At 72.3% G+C, this 18,573-nt stretch carries 5 protein-coding genes; 4 read left to right on the forward strand and 1 reads right to left on the reverse strand.

Features of this window, described 5'->3' with window-relative positions; genetic code table 11:
* Window positions 1-76 precede the first annotated feature (76 nt).
* Complete coding sequence (locus tag DIE17_RS04360) at window positions 77-1,822, reverse strand: cyclic peptide export ABC transporter (protein WP_124522184.1); 1,746 nt, start codon at window positions 1,820-1,822, stop codon at window positions 77-79.
* A 272-nt stretch (window positions 1,823-2,094) separates the two neighbouring features.
* Here DIE17_RS04360 and DIE17_RS04365 point away from each other — a divergent pair, with 272 nt between their 5' ends.
* The 4 genes from DIE17_RS04365 to DIE17_RS04380 are packed head-to-tail and all read left to right on the forward strand — an operon-like array spanning window position 2,095 to window position 18,572.
* Window positions 2,095-11,793, forward strand: a complete 9,699-nt coding sequence (locus DIE17_RS04365) for a non-ribosomal peptide synthetase (protein ID WP_124920753.1) — start codon at window positions 2,095-2,097, stop codon at window positions 11,791-11,793.
* A 9-nt stretch (window positions 11,794-11,802) separates the two neighbouring features.
* Entirely contained in the window at window positions 11,803-16,800 is a 4,998-nt protein-coding gene (locus tag DIE17_RS04370) for a non-ribosomal peptide synthetase (RefSeq protein ID WP_124522182.1), read from the forward strand.
* Window positions 16,790-17,161, forward strand: a complete 372-nt coding sequence (locus DIE17_RS04375; protein ID WP_124551293.1) for a hypothetical protein — start codon at window positions 16,790-16,792, stop codon at window positions 17,159-17,161. The genes DIE17_RS04370 and DIE17_RS04375 overlap by 11 nt, the downstream gene beginning before the upstream one ends.
* A 34-nt stretch (window positions 17,162-17,195) precedes the next feature.
* On the forward strand, window positions 17,196-18,572 hold the full coding sequence (locus tag DIE17_RS04380) for a lysine N(6)-hydroxylase/L-ornithine N(5)-oxygenase family protein (protein WP_124521798.1): 1,377 nt from the start codon (window positions 17,196-17,198) through the stop codon (window positions 18,570-18,572).
* The last annotated feature ends 1 nt before the right edge of the window (window position 18,573 follow it).

Genomic DNA, 18,573 nt, shown 5'->3' on the forward strand with positions numbered 1-18,573 from the left:
CGCTCACCATTCTTCCAACCTGAAACCGCCTGCGTGCAGCATCCGCTGCGCGCAGGCGGCAGGTGTTTGACGATACTTACGCGCTCAGCACATCCGCATCATCGCGTGCGCGTGACCGCGCGGGCGTCGTATCGCTGACGATCTGCCCGTTGTCGAGCTTCAGCAGGCGATCGGCGAGACCGAAATAGCGGTCGTCGTGCGTGATCACGATCACGGCCTTGCCGCGCGCGCGCAGCTCGGGCAGCAACTGTTCGTAGAACACCGCCTTGAACGACGGATCCTGGTCGGCCGCCCATTCGTCGAACAGGTAGAACGGCCGGTCCTCCAGGTACGCGACGACGAGCGCGAGCCGCTTGCGTTGCCCGGTCGACAGCGCGCGGTTCGAGAACGCGCCGTCGACGACCTTCACCTTGTGATCGAGCGCGAGCTTCGCGACCAGCGCGTTCGCGCGCGCATCGGCCTGCGCCCGCGCCGGATCGTCGGGATCGACGATGCCGAGCAGCGCATCGAACAGGTGGAAGTCGTTGAACACCGCGCTGAAACGCTGCCGGTACGCAGCGCGCTCGCGCCAGCCGATCGGGCGGCCGTCGACCTCGATCGTGCCTTCCTCCGGCTCGTAGAGCCCCGTCAGCACCTTCGCGAGCGTCGTCTTGCCGCTGCCGTTGCCGCCGACGATGAATACGAGCTCGCCCGGCCGGATCGTCAGGTCGATCGGCCCGATGCGGAACATCCGTTCGTCGCGCTCGTGGAAATACGCGTGCGTGACGCCGCGCAGCGTGACGGCGCCTGCCGGCGGCACGTCGGGTGCGTCGCTCGCAGGCGGCACCGTCCGCAGCGCGCCGAATTCGGCCATCACGCCTTCGATGCGCCCGAGCGACACGCGCGCCGCGTTGACGGTCGGCAGGTTGTTCAGCAGACCGTCGAGCGGCACCAGCATGAACAGGAACACGACGACGTAGCCGGCCGCCGTGCCCGCATCGGCATGCACGCCCAGCTGCGGCCAGAACGCGGCCGCGCCGAGGAACACGTAGAACAGGAAGATGATCCAGCCGACGCCGATCGCATACGCGCTGAACGCGCGGCGGCGGTGGTCGCGCACCTCGCCGATCGCGGCGCCGAGCTGGCCGTCGACGAACTGGCGCGCGCGCGCGTCGTGCAGCTTCAGTTCCTTCGCGCCGGAGAACAGCGAGCCGAGATAGCCGAACAGGCGGTCCTGCGCGTGGCCGGCCGCCTCCAGCGACGCGATCGCGCGGCGATCGCCGGTGTGATAGCCGAGCGAGCCGGCGACGATCGCGGTCAGCGCGAGCACGCACACGGGCCACGACAGCCACGCGAGATAGCCGAGGCAGCCGAACACGATCGAGCCGTGCATCACCAGGTTCGGCAGCGCGAAGAACAGCATCGACACGTTGGTCGCGTCGTCGGTCAGCACCGACTGCACGGGCGCCGCGCCGATCCGCTCGATGTCGCGCAGCTCGGCCGCGCCGACGCGCCGCGCGAGATGCATGCGCAGCCGCGCCATCGTGTCCTGCGACAGCCGGGCGAACAGCGTGCCCGACACGATCCGCGTGACGAGCGCAATCACCGCGCACAGCGCGAAGCGCCACGCGAGCGCCGCGTCGGCCGCGCCGGGCGTCGCGAGCGCGCGGTTCAGCGTCGCGACGAGCAGCACGCTCGCGACGCCGTTGAGCACGCAGGCGACGAGCGCCAGCGCGAGCGACGCGCGGCTTTCGCGCAGCAACGCGAGGATCAGGCGGGCCGCAGGGCGGCCGGGGGAGGCGTCGAGGGACGGCGGGGAAGAAGGCTCGTGGGCAGCGGTCATCGGCAACGTCGATAAATGAAGGGCAGGCAAACCCTGCGGAAACGGCAAGACTGATGCGAAAGCGGCGCGCGGGGCGGGCCCGGTTGCGACTTTCCTCCCTGATAGACGAACGGGCCGCGCAAATATTTAGCCCTGCCTTCAAAAAATGCATCCGTGCCGGCTTTGCGCGCAAAACGGTAAAAAATCGGCCGCGCCGTTCGTCACACCAGTGAAGCCGCCCCATGCGGCCCCGAGACTTGGCCGAAGCGGCCGGACCGAAGGACTTCACGCACATGACGAGTTTCCCGACTGCGTTGCATCACCGAATCCGCGAACTGGCGCGCAGCGCGCCCGACGCGCCCGCGCTCGCCGCGCCTTTCCAGAACGACCTGCGCCTGTCGCGCGGCGCGCTCGACGCGCGTGCGTCGCACCTTGCCCGCCAACTGCGCGCGGCCGGTGTCGGCGCGGAAGTGCGGGTGGGCGTCTGTGTCGAGCGCTCGTGCGAGCTGTTCGTCGCGCTGCTCGCCGTGCTGAAGGCGGGCGGCGTATTCGTGCCGCTCGATCCGCGTCATCCGGCCGCGCGCCTCGACTGGATCGTCCGCGATGCGCAACTGCGGCACGGCGTCGTCGATGCGGCCGGCCGCGCGGCGCTCGGCGCGTCGTTCGATCACGCGTTCGACGCAAGCTCCGCGGAGGCCGCTGCCTGCGTCGACGACGAAGACGCGCCGGTACATCCGCGCTCGGCCGCCTACATGATCTATACGTCGGGCTCGACCGGCACGCCGAAGGCGGTGATCGTCGAGCACGGGCCGCTCGCCGCGCATTGCGATGCGCTCGCGGCCGCGCTGCCGATCGCGGGCGGCGACCGCCTGCTGCATTTCGCGTCGGTCAATTTCGATGCCGCGCACGAGTGCTGGCTCGCGCCGCTCGCGGTTGGCGCGAGCGTGACGATCGCGCCGCCGCAACCGTTCGCGCCGGACGCCGCGCATGCGCTGATGGTGCGCGAAGCGGTCAGCGTTGCCGCATTTCCGCCGGCCTACCTGCGCGAATTCGCCGCCGTCGCCGCGCGCGACGGCGTGCCGCCGGCCTTGCGCGTGCTCGCGTTCGGCGGCGAAGCGCTGCCGCAACAGGCATTCGAATTCGTGCGCCGCACGTTCCCGTCGGTACGCCTGATCAACGGCTACGGGCCGACCGAGGCCGTGATCTCGCCGATGCTGTGGCCGGTCGAGCCGGGTGAAATGCCCGCGCTGGCAGCGGACGATGCGTATGCGTCGCTGCCGATCGGTCGCGCGATCGGCCCGCGTGTCGCGCGCATCGACGGCGACGCGGCCGGCGAGCCGAATGAAGCGGGCGAGGGCGGCGAGCTGCTGCTCGGCGGCGTGTGTCTCGCGCGCGGCTATCACGGCCGCCCGGCGCTGACGGCCGAACGCTTCATTCCCGATGCGCACGGCGAGCCCGGTGCCCGCGTCTATCGCACCGGCGATCTTGCACGCCTGCGCGCCGACGGTGCGTTCGATTATCTCGGCCGCCTCGACGATCAGGTCCAGGTGCGCGGCGTGCGTGTGGAGCCCGCGGAAATCGCCGCGTGCCTGCGCACGCATCCGGCAGTGGCCGACGCGGCCGTGATCGCCGAAACCGGCAACGGGCCGACGCGGCTGATCGCGTGCGTCGCGCTGCGCGCGGCCGCCGACGATGCGGAGCTGAAGGCGCACGTGGGCGCGCAATTGCCTGCCGCGTGGCAGCCGCACCGCTTCGTGCGCTGCGCTGCGCTGCCGTACACGCTGAACTGCAAGCTCGACCGTGCCGCGCTGCGCGAGCGCAGCGCCGCCGCGCGCGACGCCGAAGCTCCCGCCGGCGCCGCGCCGTGCACGCCGACCGAAGCGCAGATCGCCGGCTTCTGGCAGACGCTGCTCGGCCTCGACGCGACGCCGTCGCGCGACGACCGCTTCTTTGCGCTGGGCGCCGATTCGCTCGCCGCGATGCAACTGCAGGCCGCGATCCGCGCCGCGTTGCGCGTGAACCTGCGGCTCGACACGCTGTTCGCCGATCCGGCACTGGCCGAGCTGGCCGCGCGCGTCGATCGCGCGGAGCGCGAAACGGGCGCGCCGCTGGCCGCGATTGCCGCACGCCGTGCACCGGCCGAAGCCGCCGCATCGGGTGCCCCGCATGTCGATCGTGCCGCATCGCTCGCACAGCAACGCTTCTGGGTGCTCGCGCAAACGCGTGACGCGAGCGCCGCGTATCACATCGCCGCGCACTGGACGATCGACGGCGCGCTCGATCGCGCTGCGCTGCAGCGTGCGCTCGATCACGTGATCGGGCGGCACGACGCGTGGCGCACGACGCTCGTCGACAACGACGACGGCATCGTGATGCAGCGCATCCATGCCCGTCTGCCGGTTACGATCGCGACGCTCGACTTGCGCGACCAGCCGCCGGCCGCTCGCGACGCGCAAGCCGCGCGTATCGCCGAGCGCGACGCGGGCGCACCGTTCGATCTGTCGAACGGGCCGCTGCTGCGCGCGACGCTCGTCGTGCTCGCCGACGATCGCCACCGGCTGCTGCTGACCGCGCACCACGCGATCACCGACGGCTGGAGCTCGCGCTGCGCATTCGACGAATTGTCGGCCGCGTACCGTGCGTATGCGGAAGGGCGCGAACCGGCGTTGCCGCCACTGCCGATCCAGTACGCCGACTATGCGGACTGGCAGCGCGACATGCTCGCCGGCGGCGAAGGCGAGCGTCAGCTCGATTACTGGCGCGACGCCTTGCGCGACGTGCCGGGCCCGCTCGCGCTGCCGGTCGATCGGAAGCCGGGTGCGACGCGCACGCTGCAGGGCGCACGCGTGTCGGTTCGCCTGCCCGACACGGTTGCGGCGGACGTCCGGCGTCTCGCGCGCGACGCGCAGGCCACGGTCTTCACGGTACTGCTGGCCGCGCTCGACGCATGGCTGTCGCGCCTGACCGGCGAGACCGACGTGGTCGTCGCGGTGCCGGTCGCGCATCGGCAGCGGCCGGAAACCCGCGCGCTGCTCGGCCTGTTCCTGAACACGGTCGCGCTGCGCGTGCGGGTGGCGCCGACGCTGCCGTTCCGCGCGCTGGTCGACGCGGCGCGCACGGCGGCACTCGACGCGGTCGCGCACCAGGACGTGCCGTTCGAGCGCGTCGTCGATGCGGTGAAACCGCCCGTCCGGCGCGGCGACGAATGGCTGCGCGTGAAATTCGCGCAGCAGTTCGATGCGCGGCACGACAGCGTGCTGCCGGGCGCGACCGCCGTTGCGACGCCGGGGCCCGATCTCGCCGCGCGCTTCGACTTCGCGCTTGATTTCACCGACGACGCGCACGGGATCGAACTGGTCGCCGCCTATGCGACCGACTGCATCGCTGCCGACACCGCGCGCGCATGGCTCGACAGCTATGCGGCGCTCGTCGCCTCCGCCGCACATGAACCGCACCGCGCGACGACCGCGCTGCCGTGCGATGCGTCGCCGGCATCGCGCCAGCCGCGCGACGGCCGTGCGTTGCGGATCGAACACGCCGACATCGTCGCCGCTTTCGCGCGGCAGGCCGCCGCGTATCCGCATCGCGTCGCACTCGCCGATGCGTCGGCGTCGCTGACGTTCGCCGAACTCGACGATGCATCGAACCGTATCGCACATGCGCTGAAACTGCGCGGCGCGACGGCCGAAGCACCGGCCATCGTCTGCATCGAGCGCTCGGCCCGCTTCGTCGTCGGCCTGCTCGGCGCACTGAAGGCCGGCGCGCTGGCCGTGCTGCTCGACCCGGCCCAGCCGGCCGCGCGCCTCGTGGCCGCGGCCGCCGATTGCGGCGCGCGCTGGGCGCTCGTCGCGCAGCAGCCGGACGGGGCCGCGTGGCCGGCCGGCAGCGCCGCACAGCCGCTCGACGTCGACACGCTCGCGCAGGACGCGACGCTCGCGCATGCGGCCGGCATCCGCGTCGCGCCGCATCCGGAACAGGGCGCGTACCTGATCTATACGTCGGGTTCGACCGGCACGCCGAAGGGCGTCGTCGTGTCGCACGGCGCACTGGCCGACTACGTGCAGGGGATGCTCGACGAACTCGCGTTCGCACCGGACGCGTCGTTCGCGATGGTGTCGACCGTCGCCGCCGACCTCGGCCACACGACGTTGTTCGGCGCGCTGTGCGCGGGCCGCACGCTGCACCTGCTGCCGGCCGCGTGCGCGTTCGATCCGGACCTGTTCGCCGACGAGATGCGCCGCCGCGACGTCGGCGTGCTGAAGATCGTGCCGAGCCACCTGCAGGCGCTGCTCGACGCGCGCGTGCCGGCCGACGTGCTGCCGCGCCATGCGCTCGTGACCGGCGGCGAAACGCTGACGTGGGCGCTCGTCGCGCGAATCGCCGCGCTCGCGCCGGCCTGCCGCGTGATCAACCATTACGGGCCGACCGAGGCGACCGTCGGCGCGATCGCGTGCGACACCGCGTCGATCGCCGCCGATGCGCGCGATCCCGCGAGCGGCGTGCCGCTCGGCGGCCCGCTGCCGAATGCGCGCGCGCTCGTGCTCGACGCGTTCGGCGCGTGCGTGCCGGCCGGCGCGGCGGGCGAACTGTATCTGGGCGGGCCGGGCGTGGCGCGCGGCTACCTGAACCGGCCCGCGCAGACCGCCGAGCGCTTCGTGCCCGATCCGTTCGCGGCCGGTGCGCGCCTGTATCGAACCGGCGATCGCGTACGCCTGCGCGCGGACGGCCGTCTCGCGTTCCTCGGCCGCATCGACGACCAGGTGAAGATTCGCGGCTATCGCGTCGAGCCGGGCGAGGTGAGCACGGCGGTACGCGCGGCCGGCCCGATCGCGCAGGCCGAGACGCTCGCGATCGAGCACGACGCCCGCCTGCGGCTCGCCACGTTCGTCGTGATGCGCGACGGCGCGGCATTCGACGAAGCGGCCGTGCGCGCGGCGCTCGGCGCGGCGTTGCCCGACTACATGGTGCCCGCGCAGTTCGTCGTGCTCGCACGCCTGCCGGTGACCGCGAACGGCAAGCTCGATCGCGCGGCGCTGCGCGAACTGGCCACATCGCCGGTGGCGGTGGCCGCCGGCGATGCGCCGCAGGGGCCGGTCGAAACGGCGCTCGCCGAAGTCTGGCAAGCGGTGCTGAAGGCGCCGCACGTCGGCCGCGACGACAATTTCTTCGAGCTCGGCGGCGATTCGATCCTCGTGCTGCAGGTGATCGCACGCGCCCGCAAGCGCGGCGTGCGCTTCACGCCGAAGCAGCTGTTCGACGGCCCGACGGTCGCCGAACTCGCGCGCATCGCGAAGATCGAGGACGTTGCCGCCGCAACGACATCGACCGCGCCGGCTCGGTCCGCAACCGCTTCCGCAGCGGTCCTGACGCCTGCACAGCAGCGCTTCTTCGCGCTCGACGTGCCGCATCCGGGCCACTGGAACCAGTCCGTCGCGTTCGACGTGCGCGGTCCGTTCGACGCCGACGCATTCGCGCGTGCATTCGACGCGTTGCTCACCCATCACGACGCATTCCGCCAGCGCTTCGCGCGTGGCGCGGACGGCAAGTGGCGCGCGAGCGATGCGCCGAAACCCTACGACGCGCTGCCGTTCGTCGAAGTCGCCGCGCGCGACGAAGCCGACGCACTGGCGCGCTTCGACGCGTTGCAGCGTCGCCTCGACCTCGGCCGCGGGCCGCTCGCGTGCGCATGCGCGGCGCGTCTGCCGGACGGCGCGGCGCGGCTGTATCTGGCGATTCACCACGCGATCGTCGACGGCGTGTCGTGGCGCATCCTGCTCGACGACCTCGACGCCGCGTATCGCGCCGCATGCGAGCGCACGCCCGTTCGCCTCTCGCAGCCGGGCCTGCGCGCGGATGCGTGGGCCGCGCGCCTCGCGCGTGCCGCGACGGAGCCGGCATCGCCGTTCGCCGCTGAAGCGGCTTACTGGGCCGGCATGGCACAGGGCGACGACCTCGTGCCCGATCATCCCGACGCACCGGCGACGAACGCCGACGCGGCGGTCGTCGTGCAGACCATCGACGCGGCATTGACCCGCGCCGCGCTGACCGACGCGCACGCCGCGTATCGCACGCAGACGATCGAACTGCTGGGCGCGGCGCTCGCGCTGGCGCTGGCCGGTGCCGACGGCGCCGCGTCGTGCCGCGTCGAACTCGAAGGGCATGGCCGCGAGGCGCTGTTCGACGATGCGGACGCGAGCCGCACGATCGGCTGGCTGACGAGCCACTATCCGGTCACGCTGCCGGTCGAAGCCACCGCGCGCGACACGCTGTGCGCGGTCAAGGACACGCTACGCGCGGTGCCGCACAAGGGGCTCGGCTTCGGCGTGCTCGCGCATTACGGCGACGCGGCGACGCGTGCGGCGCTGGCCGCCGTGCCGCGTCCGCGCGTCACGTTCAACTATCTCGGCCAGTTCGACGCACCGCGCGACGCGACGCTCGTGCCGCGCTTCGGCGGCACCGGCATCGAGCGCGACCCGCAAGGGCCGCTCGGCAACACGCTCGCGATCCATGCGTACCTCGATACCGACCGCGACGGCGCACGCACGCTGAAGGTTCACTGGGTATACGGCGCGCCGCAGTTCGAGCGCGCGACGATCGATGCGCTCGCGGAACGCTTTGCGGCCGCACTGCGCGAACTCGCCGACGCATGCGCATCGCGTGTCGCGCATCGCGGCGGCGGAGCGACGCCGGGCGACTTCCCGCTCGCGCAGGCTGCCGGCCTCACGCAGGCCGCGATCGAGCGCGCGCCGCTCGACTGGCGCACGATCGACGACGTGTATCCGCTGTCGCCGATGCAGCAGGGGATCCTGTTCCATGCGCTGTTCGCGCCCGGTCATGCGAGCTACGTGAACCAGCTCGTCGCGACCGCGACGGCGCTCGATGCCGACCGGCTCGCGGCCGCGTTCGCCGCATCGGTCGCACGTCACGACATCCTGCGCACCAGCGTGATGCCCGACGAGGCCGCACCGCTGCAATGCGTGCATCGCCATGCGCGGATGCCGGTCGAGCAACTCGACTGGCGTGCGCGCGGCGACACGCTCGACGCCGACTTCGACGCGTGGCTCGCGGCCGATCGCGCACGCGGCTTCGACTGGCGCGAGCCGCCGCTGATGCGGCTCACGCTGATCCGCGTAACGGACGACGCGTGGCGCGTCGTGTGGACGCGCCACCACGTGCTGCTCGACGGCTGGAGCACCGCGCGCCTGCTCGCGGACGTGCTGCGCGACTATCGCGACCCCGATGCGGTGTCGCCGTTCGCGAGCCGCCCGGCGCTGCGCTATCGCGACTTCATCGCGTGGCTCGGCACGCGCGACCGCAACGCCGATGAGCGTTTCTGGACCGGGCGGCTCGCGCGCCTCGACGCGCCGACGCTGATCGCCGAGCGTGTGGCCGACCGCGCGGACGCCGAGATGGTCACGTGGCGCGCGACGATCGACGCGGCCGCGACGACGCGTATCGCGCACACGGCGCGCGCGCTGAAGCTGACCGTGAACACGCTGGTGCAGGGCGCGTGGGCGCTCGCGCTGCAGCGCATGACGCATCAGCCGGCCGTCGCGTTCGGCGCGACCGTCGCGGGCCGTCCCGAAGCGCTCGCGGACGTCGATACGGTGCTCGGCCTTTTCATCAACACGCTGCCGGTGATCACGGCGCCCGCGCCGCAACAACGCGCGGCCGACTGGCTGCAAGGATTGCAGCGCGAGAACGCGGCGGCCGCCGAGCATGCGCATACGCCGCTCGCCGACATCCAGCGCTGGGCGCGCGGCGCCGGCGGCGCACTGTTCGACACGCTGGTCGTGTTCGAGAACTACCCGGTCGACGACACGGCGCGCGATGCCGATCCGCGTGCGCTCGCGCTGAGCGGCGTGCGCAGCATCGAGTCGACCGATTTCGCGCTGACGCTCGTGATCGAAAGCGGCGCCGAGCTGACGATCGACTACGGCTACGACACCGCGCGCGTCGATGCGCACCAGGTCGAGACCTGGCACCGCGCGTTCGCGTGCGCGCTCGATGCGCTGGCCCGCACGCCCGACGCGCTGCTCGGCACGCTGTCGATCGCCGACGACGCGACGCGCGACGCGCTGGCCCGCGCGCAGGACACCGCACGGAGCTGGCCGGACGCGCAACGGCAACCGCTGCATCTTCAATTCGCGGACGCCGCACGCGCCACGCCCGATGCGATCGCACTCGAATACGCGGATGCCCAGGGCCACGTGCAACGCGCGACCTATCGCGAACTCGACCGGAACACGACGCGCGTCGCCGCCGCCTTGCGCCGGCGCGGCGTGCAGCCCGACACGCCGGTCGCGCTGTGCGTCGAGCGTTCGTTCGACATGGTGACGGCGCTCGTCGGCGTGCTGAAGGCCGGCGCCGCGTACCTGCCGGTCGACCCCGACTATCCGGCCGAGCGCATCGCGTACCTGCTGCGCGACGCGCGGCCCGCGGTCGCGATCACGCAAGCCCATCTGAGCGCGCGAGTCGAGGCTGCGCTCGGCGACGACGCGACGACGCAGTTGCTGACGGTCGCCGATCTGCTCGCCGATGAAGCGAACGATGGCGGCGAGTACGGCGAAGCGGGCGATGCCGCCGAGATCGCGACCGACATCGACGCCGCCCAGCTCGCATACCTGATCTACACGTCCGGCTCGACCGGCAAGCCGAAGGGCGCCGGCAACTCGCACGGCGCGCTCGCGAACCGGATCGCGTGGATGCAGCACGCGTACCGACTCACGCGCGACGACGTCGTGCTGCACAAGACGCCGTTCGGTTTCGACGTGTCGGTGTGGGAATTCGTGTGGCCGCTCGCGACCGGCGCGAAGCTTGCGATCGCCGCGCCCGGCGACCACCGCGATCCGGCCCGCCTCGCGGCCGCGATCCATGCGCACGGCGTGACGGTGCTGCACTTCGTGCCGTCGATGCTGGCCGCATTCGTCGCGTATCTCGACGATTTCCAGGCCGCCGCGCAATGCGACAGCGTGCGCCTGATCGTCGCGAGCGGCGAGGCGCTCGCGCCGGAACTCGTCGCGAAGGTCGCGCGGCTCGTGCCGGACGCGACGCTCGTGAACCTGTACGGGCCGACGGAAGCCGCGATCGACGTGTCGCACTGGACCTGCGGCCCCGACGACGCCAACGCATTCGCGGTGCCGATCGGCCATCCGATCGCGAACCTGCAGCTGCACGTGCTCGACGCGGCCTGGCAGCCGGTGCCGGCCGGCGCGACCGGCGAACTGTATCTGGCCGGCGCGGGGCTCGCGCGCGGCTATCTCGGCCGCCCGGGGCTGACCGCCGAGCGTTTCGTGCCCGATCCGTTCGTGCCGGGCGCGCGCATGTATCGCACCGGCGACCTCGCACGGCGTCGCGCCGACGGCGCGCTCGACTACCTCGGCCGCGTCGACACGCAGGTGAAGCTGCGCGGCCAGCGGATCGAGCCGGGTGAAATCGAGGCGCTGCTGCGCACGGCGCCGGGCGTGCACGACGCGGTCGTGATCGTGCGCGACGATCAGCTGATCGGCTATGTCGCACGCGGCGACGCGGGGCCGCTCGACCGTGCGGCCATGCTCGATTCGCTGCGCGCGCAGCTGCCGGCCTACATGGTGCCGTCGCAGCTGATCGAACTCGACGCGCTGCCGGTCACGCCGAACGGCAAGTGCGACCGCCATGCGTTGCCCGCACCGGTGCGCGAGGCGGCCGCGGCCAGCGAACTCGCGACCGACACGGAGCGCGCGCTCGCGGCGATCTGGCAACGCGTGCTGCACGTCGACGCGATCGGCCGCGACGACGATTTCTTCCTGCTCGGCGGCCACTCGCTGCTCGCGACGCAAGCCCATGCGCAGGCGAACCTGCACTGGGGCCTCGCGCTGCCGCTGCGCACGCTGTTCGACACCCGCACGCTCGCACGCTGCGCGGACGCGATCGATGCGGCCTGCGCGGCACGCGGTGCGACCGACGCGGCGAGCGCGATCGACGCGCTGCTCGGCGAACTGGAAACCCAATAAGGACGACGGATGACGAGGATGCAACCCGACTGGCTCGCACTCGCGACGCGTTTCGCGCAATTGCCCGACGCGCAGCGCGCGGTGTTTATCGACAAGCTCGGCGCGGCCGGCATCGACTTTCGCATGCTGCCGATCCCGCCGCGTACGCCGCGCGGCGACCGTGTGCCGGCATCGTTCGCGCAGACGCGGCTGTGGCTGCACGCGCGGCTGATCGACGCGCCGGACGCGTATCACATCACCGAGCGGCTCGCGCTGACGGGTCCGCTCGACGCGCACGCGCTGCGGCTCGCGTGCGATGCGCTGATCGCGCGCCATGAAGCGCTGCGCACCACCTTCGACGAAGCGGAGGACGGCGTCGCGCAGACGATCCATCCGCCGCTGCGCTGCCCGTGGCGCGAGACCGGTCTCGAAGCGCTGCCCGACGCGCAGCGCATGGCACGCGCCGAAAGCATCGCGACGGCCGACGAAGCCGCCGCGTTCGATCTCGGCGCGGCGCCGCTCATGCGCGCACACCTGATCCGTCTCGACGCGACGCATCACTGGCTCGCGCTGACCGTTCACCACATCGTGTCGGACGGCTGGTCGTCGAACGTGATGCTGTTCGAACTCGCGGCGTTCTATCGCGCGTATGCGTCGGGCGCGCCGGTGCCGCTCGCGCCGCTGCCGATCCAGTATGCGGACTATGCGCTGTGGCAACGCCGCTGGCTCGATGCCGGCGAGCGCGATCGCCAGCTGGCGTTCTGGCGCGAGCGCCTCGACCCGCAACGCGGCGTGCTGACGCTGCCCGGCGCGGCCGCACGGCCCGCGCGCCGCAGCGCACGCGGTGCGCGTCACGTGTTTTCCCTCGACGCACACACCGGCGCGCGGCTGCGCGCGTTCGCGGCCGCGTCGGGCGCGACGCCGTTCGCGGCGCTGCTCGCGGCGCTCGACGCGCTGCTCGCGCGCGCGACCGGCGATGCGCGGATCTGCGTCGGCGTGCCGGCCGCGAACCGCGAGCGCGCGGAAACGGCCGGCCTGATCGGCTTTTTCGTCAACACGCTCGCGATCGATGTCGACGTGCCCGCGCACGGCGATTTCGCGTCGCTGGTCGCACGCACGCAGCGCGCGCTCGTCGATGCGCAGATGCACCAGGACGTGCCGTTCGAGCAGGTCGTCGACGCGCTCGGCGTGCCGCGCAGCGCCAGCCACCATCCGCTGTTCCAGGTGATGGCCGCGTACGGCGAGCGCCGCGCGCCGCCGGCGCTGGGCGCGGCGTCGGCATCCTTGCTGCCGTCCGGCACGCCTTCCGCGAAATTCGACCTGACGCTTGCCGTCGAGGCGACGCCCGACGGCACGTTCGACGCCGCATTCATCTACGCGCTCGACCTGTTCGACGGCGACGCGATCGCGCGGCTGGCCGCGCGCTTCGTCACGCTGCTCGGCGATGCGCTCGCGCGCCCCGACATGCCGATCGGCGATCTCGACTGGCTGCCGGCCGACGAGCAAGCGCAACTCTTCGCGTGGAATGCGCCGGCAGGCGCGGCCGATGCCGAACCGTTCGTGCCGGTGCACGCACGCATCGCCGCACACGCGCACGCACGGCCCGACGCACGCGGTGTCGCCGACATCGATCGCGCACTGACGCGCGGCGAGGTCGACGCGCGCGCGGCCCGCATCGCGCGCAACCTCGTCGCCGCCGGGGTGCGGCCGGAAATGCGCGTCGGCGTCGCGCTGCAGCGTTCGGTCGACCTGCTGGTCGCGCTGATGGCGGTACTGAAGTCGGGCGCCGCGTTCGTGCCGCTCGATCCGGCGCATCCGCGCGAACGGCTCGCGCAGATCGTCGGCGACGCGGGCATCGCGCACGTGCTGACCGACGCCGCGAGCGCCGCCTCGCTGCCCGAACTGCCGGCGCTGCGCGTCTGGCGCGCGGACGAAGTCGACGCGCTCGACGAAGCCGCGGACGTCGCGCTGCCGGACGTGCTGCCCGGCCATGCGGCGTACGCGATCTACACGTCCGGCTCGACCGGCAAGCCGAAGGGCGTGATCGTCGATCACGCGGCGTTCGCGCGGCATTGCGCGGCGATCGCCGAGCGCTACGGCGCGGGCGAGCACGACGTGTTCCTGCTGTTCCAGTCGGTCAACTTCGACGGCGCGCACGAAGGCTGGTTTTCGCAGTACCTGTCGGGTGCCGCCGTGTCGGTGACGGCCGACGTGCTGTGGCCGCCCGCGCAGACCTGCGCGATGATGATTCGCGACGGCGTGACGATGACCTACGTGCCGCCCGGCTGCGCCGCGCAACTCGCCGAATGGGCGCTCGCGCACGGCGCGCCGCCGACGCTTCGCTCGCTGACCGTCGGCGGCGAGGCGACGTCGCGCGAAGCCTTCGCGATGTTGCGCCGCGCGATGCCGAACGTGCGCGTGGTCAATGGCTACGGGCCGACCGAGACCGTGATCACGCCGACGCTGTGGATGTTCCGTCCCGGCGACGATCTCGCGACGCTCGGCGACGCCGCGTACCTGCCGATCGGCACGCTGGTCGGCGCGCGCACCGCGCACGTGCTCGACGCGCGGCTGCATCCGCTGCCGGTCGGCGTGATCGGCGAGCTGTACCTCGGCGGCGAGGGGATCGGCGTCGCGCGCGGCTATCTCGACCGTCCCGCGCTGACGGCCGAGCGCTTCGTGCCCGACCCGTACGGCTCGCCGGGCGCACGCTTGTATCGCACGGGCGACCTCGTGCGGCGGCGCGCGGACGGCGTATTCGACTTCATCGGCCGCGTCGATCACCAGGTGAAGCTGCGCGGGCTGCGCATCGAACTCGGCGAGATCGAGGCGCAGCTGGCCGCGCACGATGCGGTGCGCGAAGCGTGCGCGGTCGTGCACGGGCAGGGCGCGCAGGCGCAGCTCGTCGCGTACGTCGAACTGACCGCCGACGCGCAGGCGGCCGCGCAACCGGTGGAGGCCGCGACGCTCGACGCGCATCTGCGCCGCACGCTGCCCGACTACATGGTGCCCGCGCAGCTGATCGTGCTCGACGCGTTGCCGCGCAACGCGAACAGCAAGGTCGATCGGGCGCGGCTGCCGGCGCCGGTGCGCGTCGAACGTGCCTACGAGGCGCCGCACGACGGCGATGAAACCGTGCTCGCGGCGATCTGGCGCGACGTGCTGAACGCCGAGCGCGTCGGCCGCGGCGATCACTTCTTCGAACTCGGCGGCCATTCGCTGGCGGCGGTGCGCGTCGCGACCCGCGTCGCCGAGCGGCTCGGCCGCGACGTGCCGGTGCGCGCGCTGTTCGAAGCGCCGGTGCTCGCGCAATACGCGCACCAGGTGACCGACGCGCCGCGCGCCGCGCACGCCGGCGCCGCCGTGCCGGGCGTCGCGATGGCGAAGCCCGATGCGCACGGCGTGTGGCCGCTGTCGCCCGCGCAACTCGGCCTGTGGTTCCTGTGGCGCGCGCAGCCGGACAGCGCCGCATACAACATTCCGGTCGCGCTGCGCGTGCGCGGCCCGCTCGACGTCGATGCGCTGCGCGCGGCGTTTTCAACGGTCGCGGCCGCGCACCCGGCGCTGCGCACGCGGCTCGTCGCGCGCGACGGCATGCTGCCGGGCCAGCGGATCGACGCCGCGGCGAGCGTCGCGCTGCCGGTCGTCGACTTGTCCGCGCAGCCCGACGCGCTCGCGCGCGCGGCGGCGCTGACCGGCGCCGATGCGCTCGCGCCGTTCGATCTCGCGGCCGACGCGCCGCTGTGGCGCGCCCGCGTGCTGCGGCTCGGCGCGGACGATCACGTGCTGTCGGTGACGATCCATCACATCGTGTCGGACGGCGAATCGATCGAGCTGTGGCTCGACGCGGTGCGCGCGCGCTATGTCGCGCTCGTGCGCGGCGAAGCGGCCCGGGCCTCTTCGACGACGACAACGACGCCAGAAAACACGCCGCTCGTGCTGCCCGCGTCGTGCCAGCCGGCCCGTGTCGCGTACTGGCGCGACGCGCTGGCCGACCTGCCGCCGCCCATGCTTCCGCAGCGCGCCGACGCGCCGGCCGTGCCGCAATGGCGTGCGGCGCGCATCGCGTTCGAGTTCGACGCGTCGCTGATCCGTGCCGCGCGCGATGCCGCGTCGGCGTCGCACGCGACGTTGCCGATGCTGCTGCATGCGGCGCTGAATACAGCGCTGTTCCGCGTGACCGGCGCGGCCGACCAGCCGGTCGGCGTGCTGGCATCGACGCGCGAGCTGACGGGCGATGCCGCGCGCGATGCGCTCGGTCTCTTCATCAATGCCGTGGTCGTGCGCACGCGGATCGACGCGGCGGCTAGCCGTTTCGAGGTGCTCGCCCAGGTGCGCGATACGGCGCTTGCCGCCTATGCGCATGCGGACGTGCCGTTCGCCGACGTCGTCGCGGCGCTGCGCGCGCCGCGTGCCGCGCGGGCCAATCCGCTGTTCCAGGTGATGTTCAACTACCTGCGCCCGACCGGCGCGGCCGCACGCGACTGGGCCGGCCTGTCGCTCGCCGGCTTCGACGACGTGCGTCATCGCGTCGTGTTCACGCTGGAGCTGGACGTCGTCGAGCATCCGGACGGCCGCGTGAGCGCCGCGTTCTCCTATGCGGACGAACTGCTCGACGGCCGCTTCGTCGACGCGCTCGTCGATCTTTACCACGACGAAGTCGCGCGTTTCGCCGGTGCGGCGCAAGCGCCACTCGGCGTGCCCGATGCGCTGTTCGCCGCGCCGGCAGCGGTCGCACCGGTCGGCAACGCGACCCATGCGGCGGCGTCATCGCGCGCGCCGAACACGGCTGCCGAGCTCGCCGCGCTGTGGTCGGACACGTTCGCGACGGCCGCGCCCGCGCCCGATGCCGATCTGTTCGAGGCCGGCGCGACGTCGTTCGACGTCGTGCGTTTCGTCGATGCGGCGAGCCGCGCCGGGCACGCGCTGACGGTCGCCGACGTGTTCACGTCGCCGACGCTCGCGGCGCTCGGCACGCATCTCGACGAAGCGGCGCACACGCGACTGGAGGTGCGCGATGCTGGCTGAAGTGCGCCCGGACGGATTCACGCTGCTCGATACGTACCGCCTCGCGTTCGCGGGCGGCCTGTTCGCGGTGCGCGACGGCACGGAGATCCGCGTCGCACAGGGCGACGGCATCGGCGCGCAGTTGCTGCGTGCGCAACTCGGCGACGACGGCGCGCTGCGCCTCGTCGCCTACAACCACCGCGCTCTCGACGACCCGCGCACCGAAGCGGTCGGCTGCGCGGTCCCGGCCGGCCGCGCGCGGGTCGTCGATACCCTCGCGCGGCATGGCTTCGCGCGGCAGCGCCGCCTGGCGCTCGCCGACGGACAGCCGCTGTGGATGCGCACGCTGCGCGAGACCTTCTTCTCCGGCCGTCACGTCTGACGGGCCGGTTTCACCGACAAGGGAGCTGAGAGACATGCAGAGAGAAACCGTATTCGACCTGATCGGCGTCGGCTTCGGGCCGTCGAACCTGGCGCTGGCCGTGCGCCTCGCGGAACGCCACGGCACGCGTCCGTTCGCGCATTGCTTCGTCGAACGCCAGCCGGAATTCGGCTGGCACCGCGGCATGCTGCTCGACGACTGCCGGATGCAGATCTCGTTTCTGAAGGATCTCGTCACGATGCGCGATCCGAAGAGCCGCTACACGTTCATCAACTATCTGTTCGAACGCGGCCGGCTGAACGAATTCGTCAACCTGAAGAACTTCTATCCGACCCGCGTCGAATTCCACGACTACCTGAGCTGGGTCGCCGGCGCGTTCGACGAACACGTCCACTACAGCGAAACCGTCACGGCGATCGAGCCCGTGCGCGGCGACGGCGCGCGCGTCGATGCGCTGCGCGTGCTGTCGCGCGATTCGGCCGGCCACGAACGCCAGCGCGTGACGCGTGCGCTGTCGGTCGGCGTCGGCGGCACGCCGGCGGTGCCGGACGCGTTCGCCGCGCTCGGCCGCGACCGCGTGATCCATTCGTCGTCCTACCTGACCGACATCGACCGGCTGGTCGCGTCGCCGGACGGCGAGCGCCGCCGCGTCGCGGTGATCGGCGCGGGGCAGAGCGCGGCCGAGGTGTTCATCGACCTCGCGCGCCGCTTCCCGCACGTCGACGCGAGCCTCGTGATGCGCGCGGGCGCACTGAAACCGGCCGACGACAGCCCGTTCGTCAACGAGATCTTCAGCCCGGCGTTCACCGACGTCGTCTACGCGCAGCCGCACGATGCGCGCCGCGCGCTGCTCGAGCGCTATCGCGACACCAACTACGCGGTGGTCGACCGGCCGCTGATCGAGCAGATCTACGAAATGCTGTACCTGCAGCGCATCGACGGCACGCCGCGTCACGCGCTGCGCGCGAACAGCGCGATCGAGGCCGCGGTGCGCACCGCCGACGGCCGCATCGAGCTGACGCTGCGCGACCGGATGAGCGGCGCGACGCACGTCGAACGCTTCGACGCGCTGGTGCTGGCGACCGGCTACCGGCGCGACACGCATTCGGCGCTGCTCGAAGGACTCGCGCCGCACCTTGGCGATGCGCTCACGCGCGGCGACGTCACGCGCGACTACCTGCTCGCGACGCCCGAGCACTTCGCGCCGCGCATCTACCTGCAAGGCTGCTGCGAAGACAGCCACGGCCTGTCCGACACGCTGCTGTCGGTCCTCGCGCGCCGCGCGGACGAGATCTGCGCGTCGCTCGAGGAAGGGATCGCGCCCGGCCATGACGACGGGGCGGTCCGGGCGCTGCATGAACAACGACACCAAAACGGGGCGAGCGCGGGCCGCATGGCTTTCGCTCTTTGAC

The organism is Burkholderia sp. Bp9099 (genome assembly GCF_003857805.1).
GTDB lineage: Bacteria > Pseudomonadota > Gammaproteobacteria > Burkholderiales > Burkholderiaceae > Burkholderia.

What these genes read in the sequence shown, in the direction of transcription:
- DIE17_RS04365 (WP_124920753.1), top strand. Translation starts at nt 2,095, where the DNA reads ATGACGAGTTTCCCGACTGCGTTGCATCACCGAATCCGCGAACTGGCG.
- DIE17_RS04380 (WP_124521798.1), top strand. Translation starts at nt 17,196, where the DNA reads ATGCAGAGAGAAACCGTATTCGACCTGATCGGCGTCGGCTTCGGGCCG.
- DIE17_RS04370 (WP_124522182.1), top strand. Translation starts at nt 11,803, where the DNA reads ATGACGAGGATGCAACCCGACTGGCTCGCACTCGCGACGCGTTTCGCG.
- DIE17_RS04360 (WP_124522184.1), bottom strand. Translation starts at nt 1,822, where the DNA reads ATGACCGCTGCCCACGAGCCTTCTTCCCCGCCGTCCCTCGACGCCTCC.
- DIE17_RS04375 (WP_124551293.1), top strand. Translation starts at nt 16,790, where the DNA reads ATGCTGGCTGAAGTGCGCCCGGACGGATTCACGCTGCTCGATACGTAC.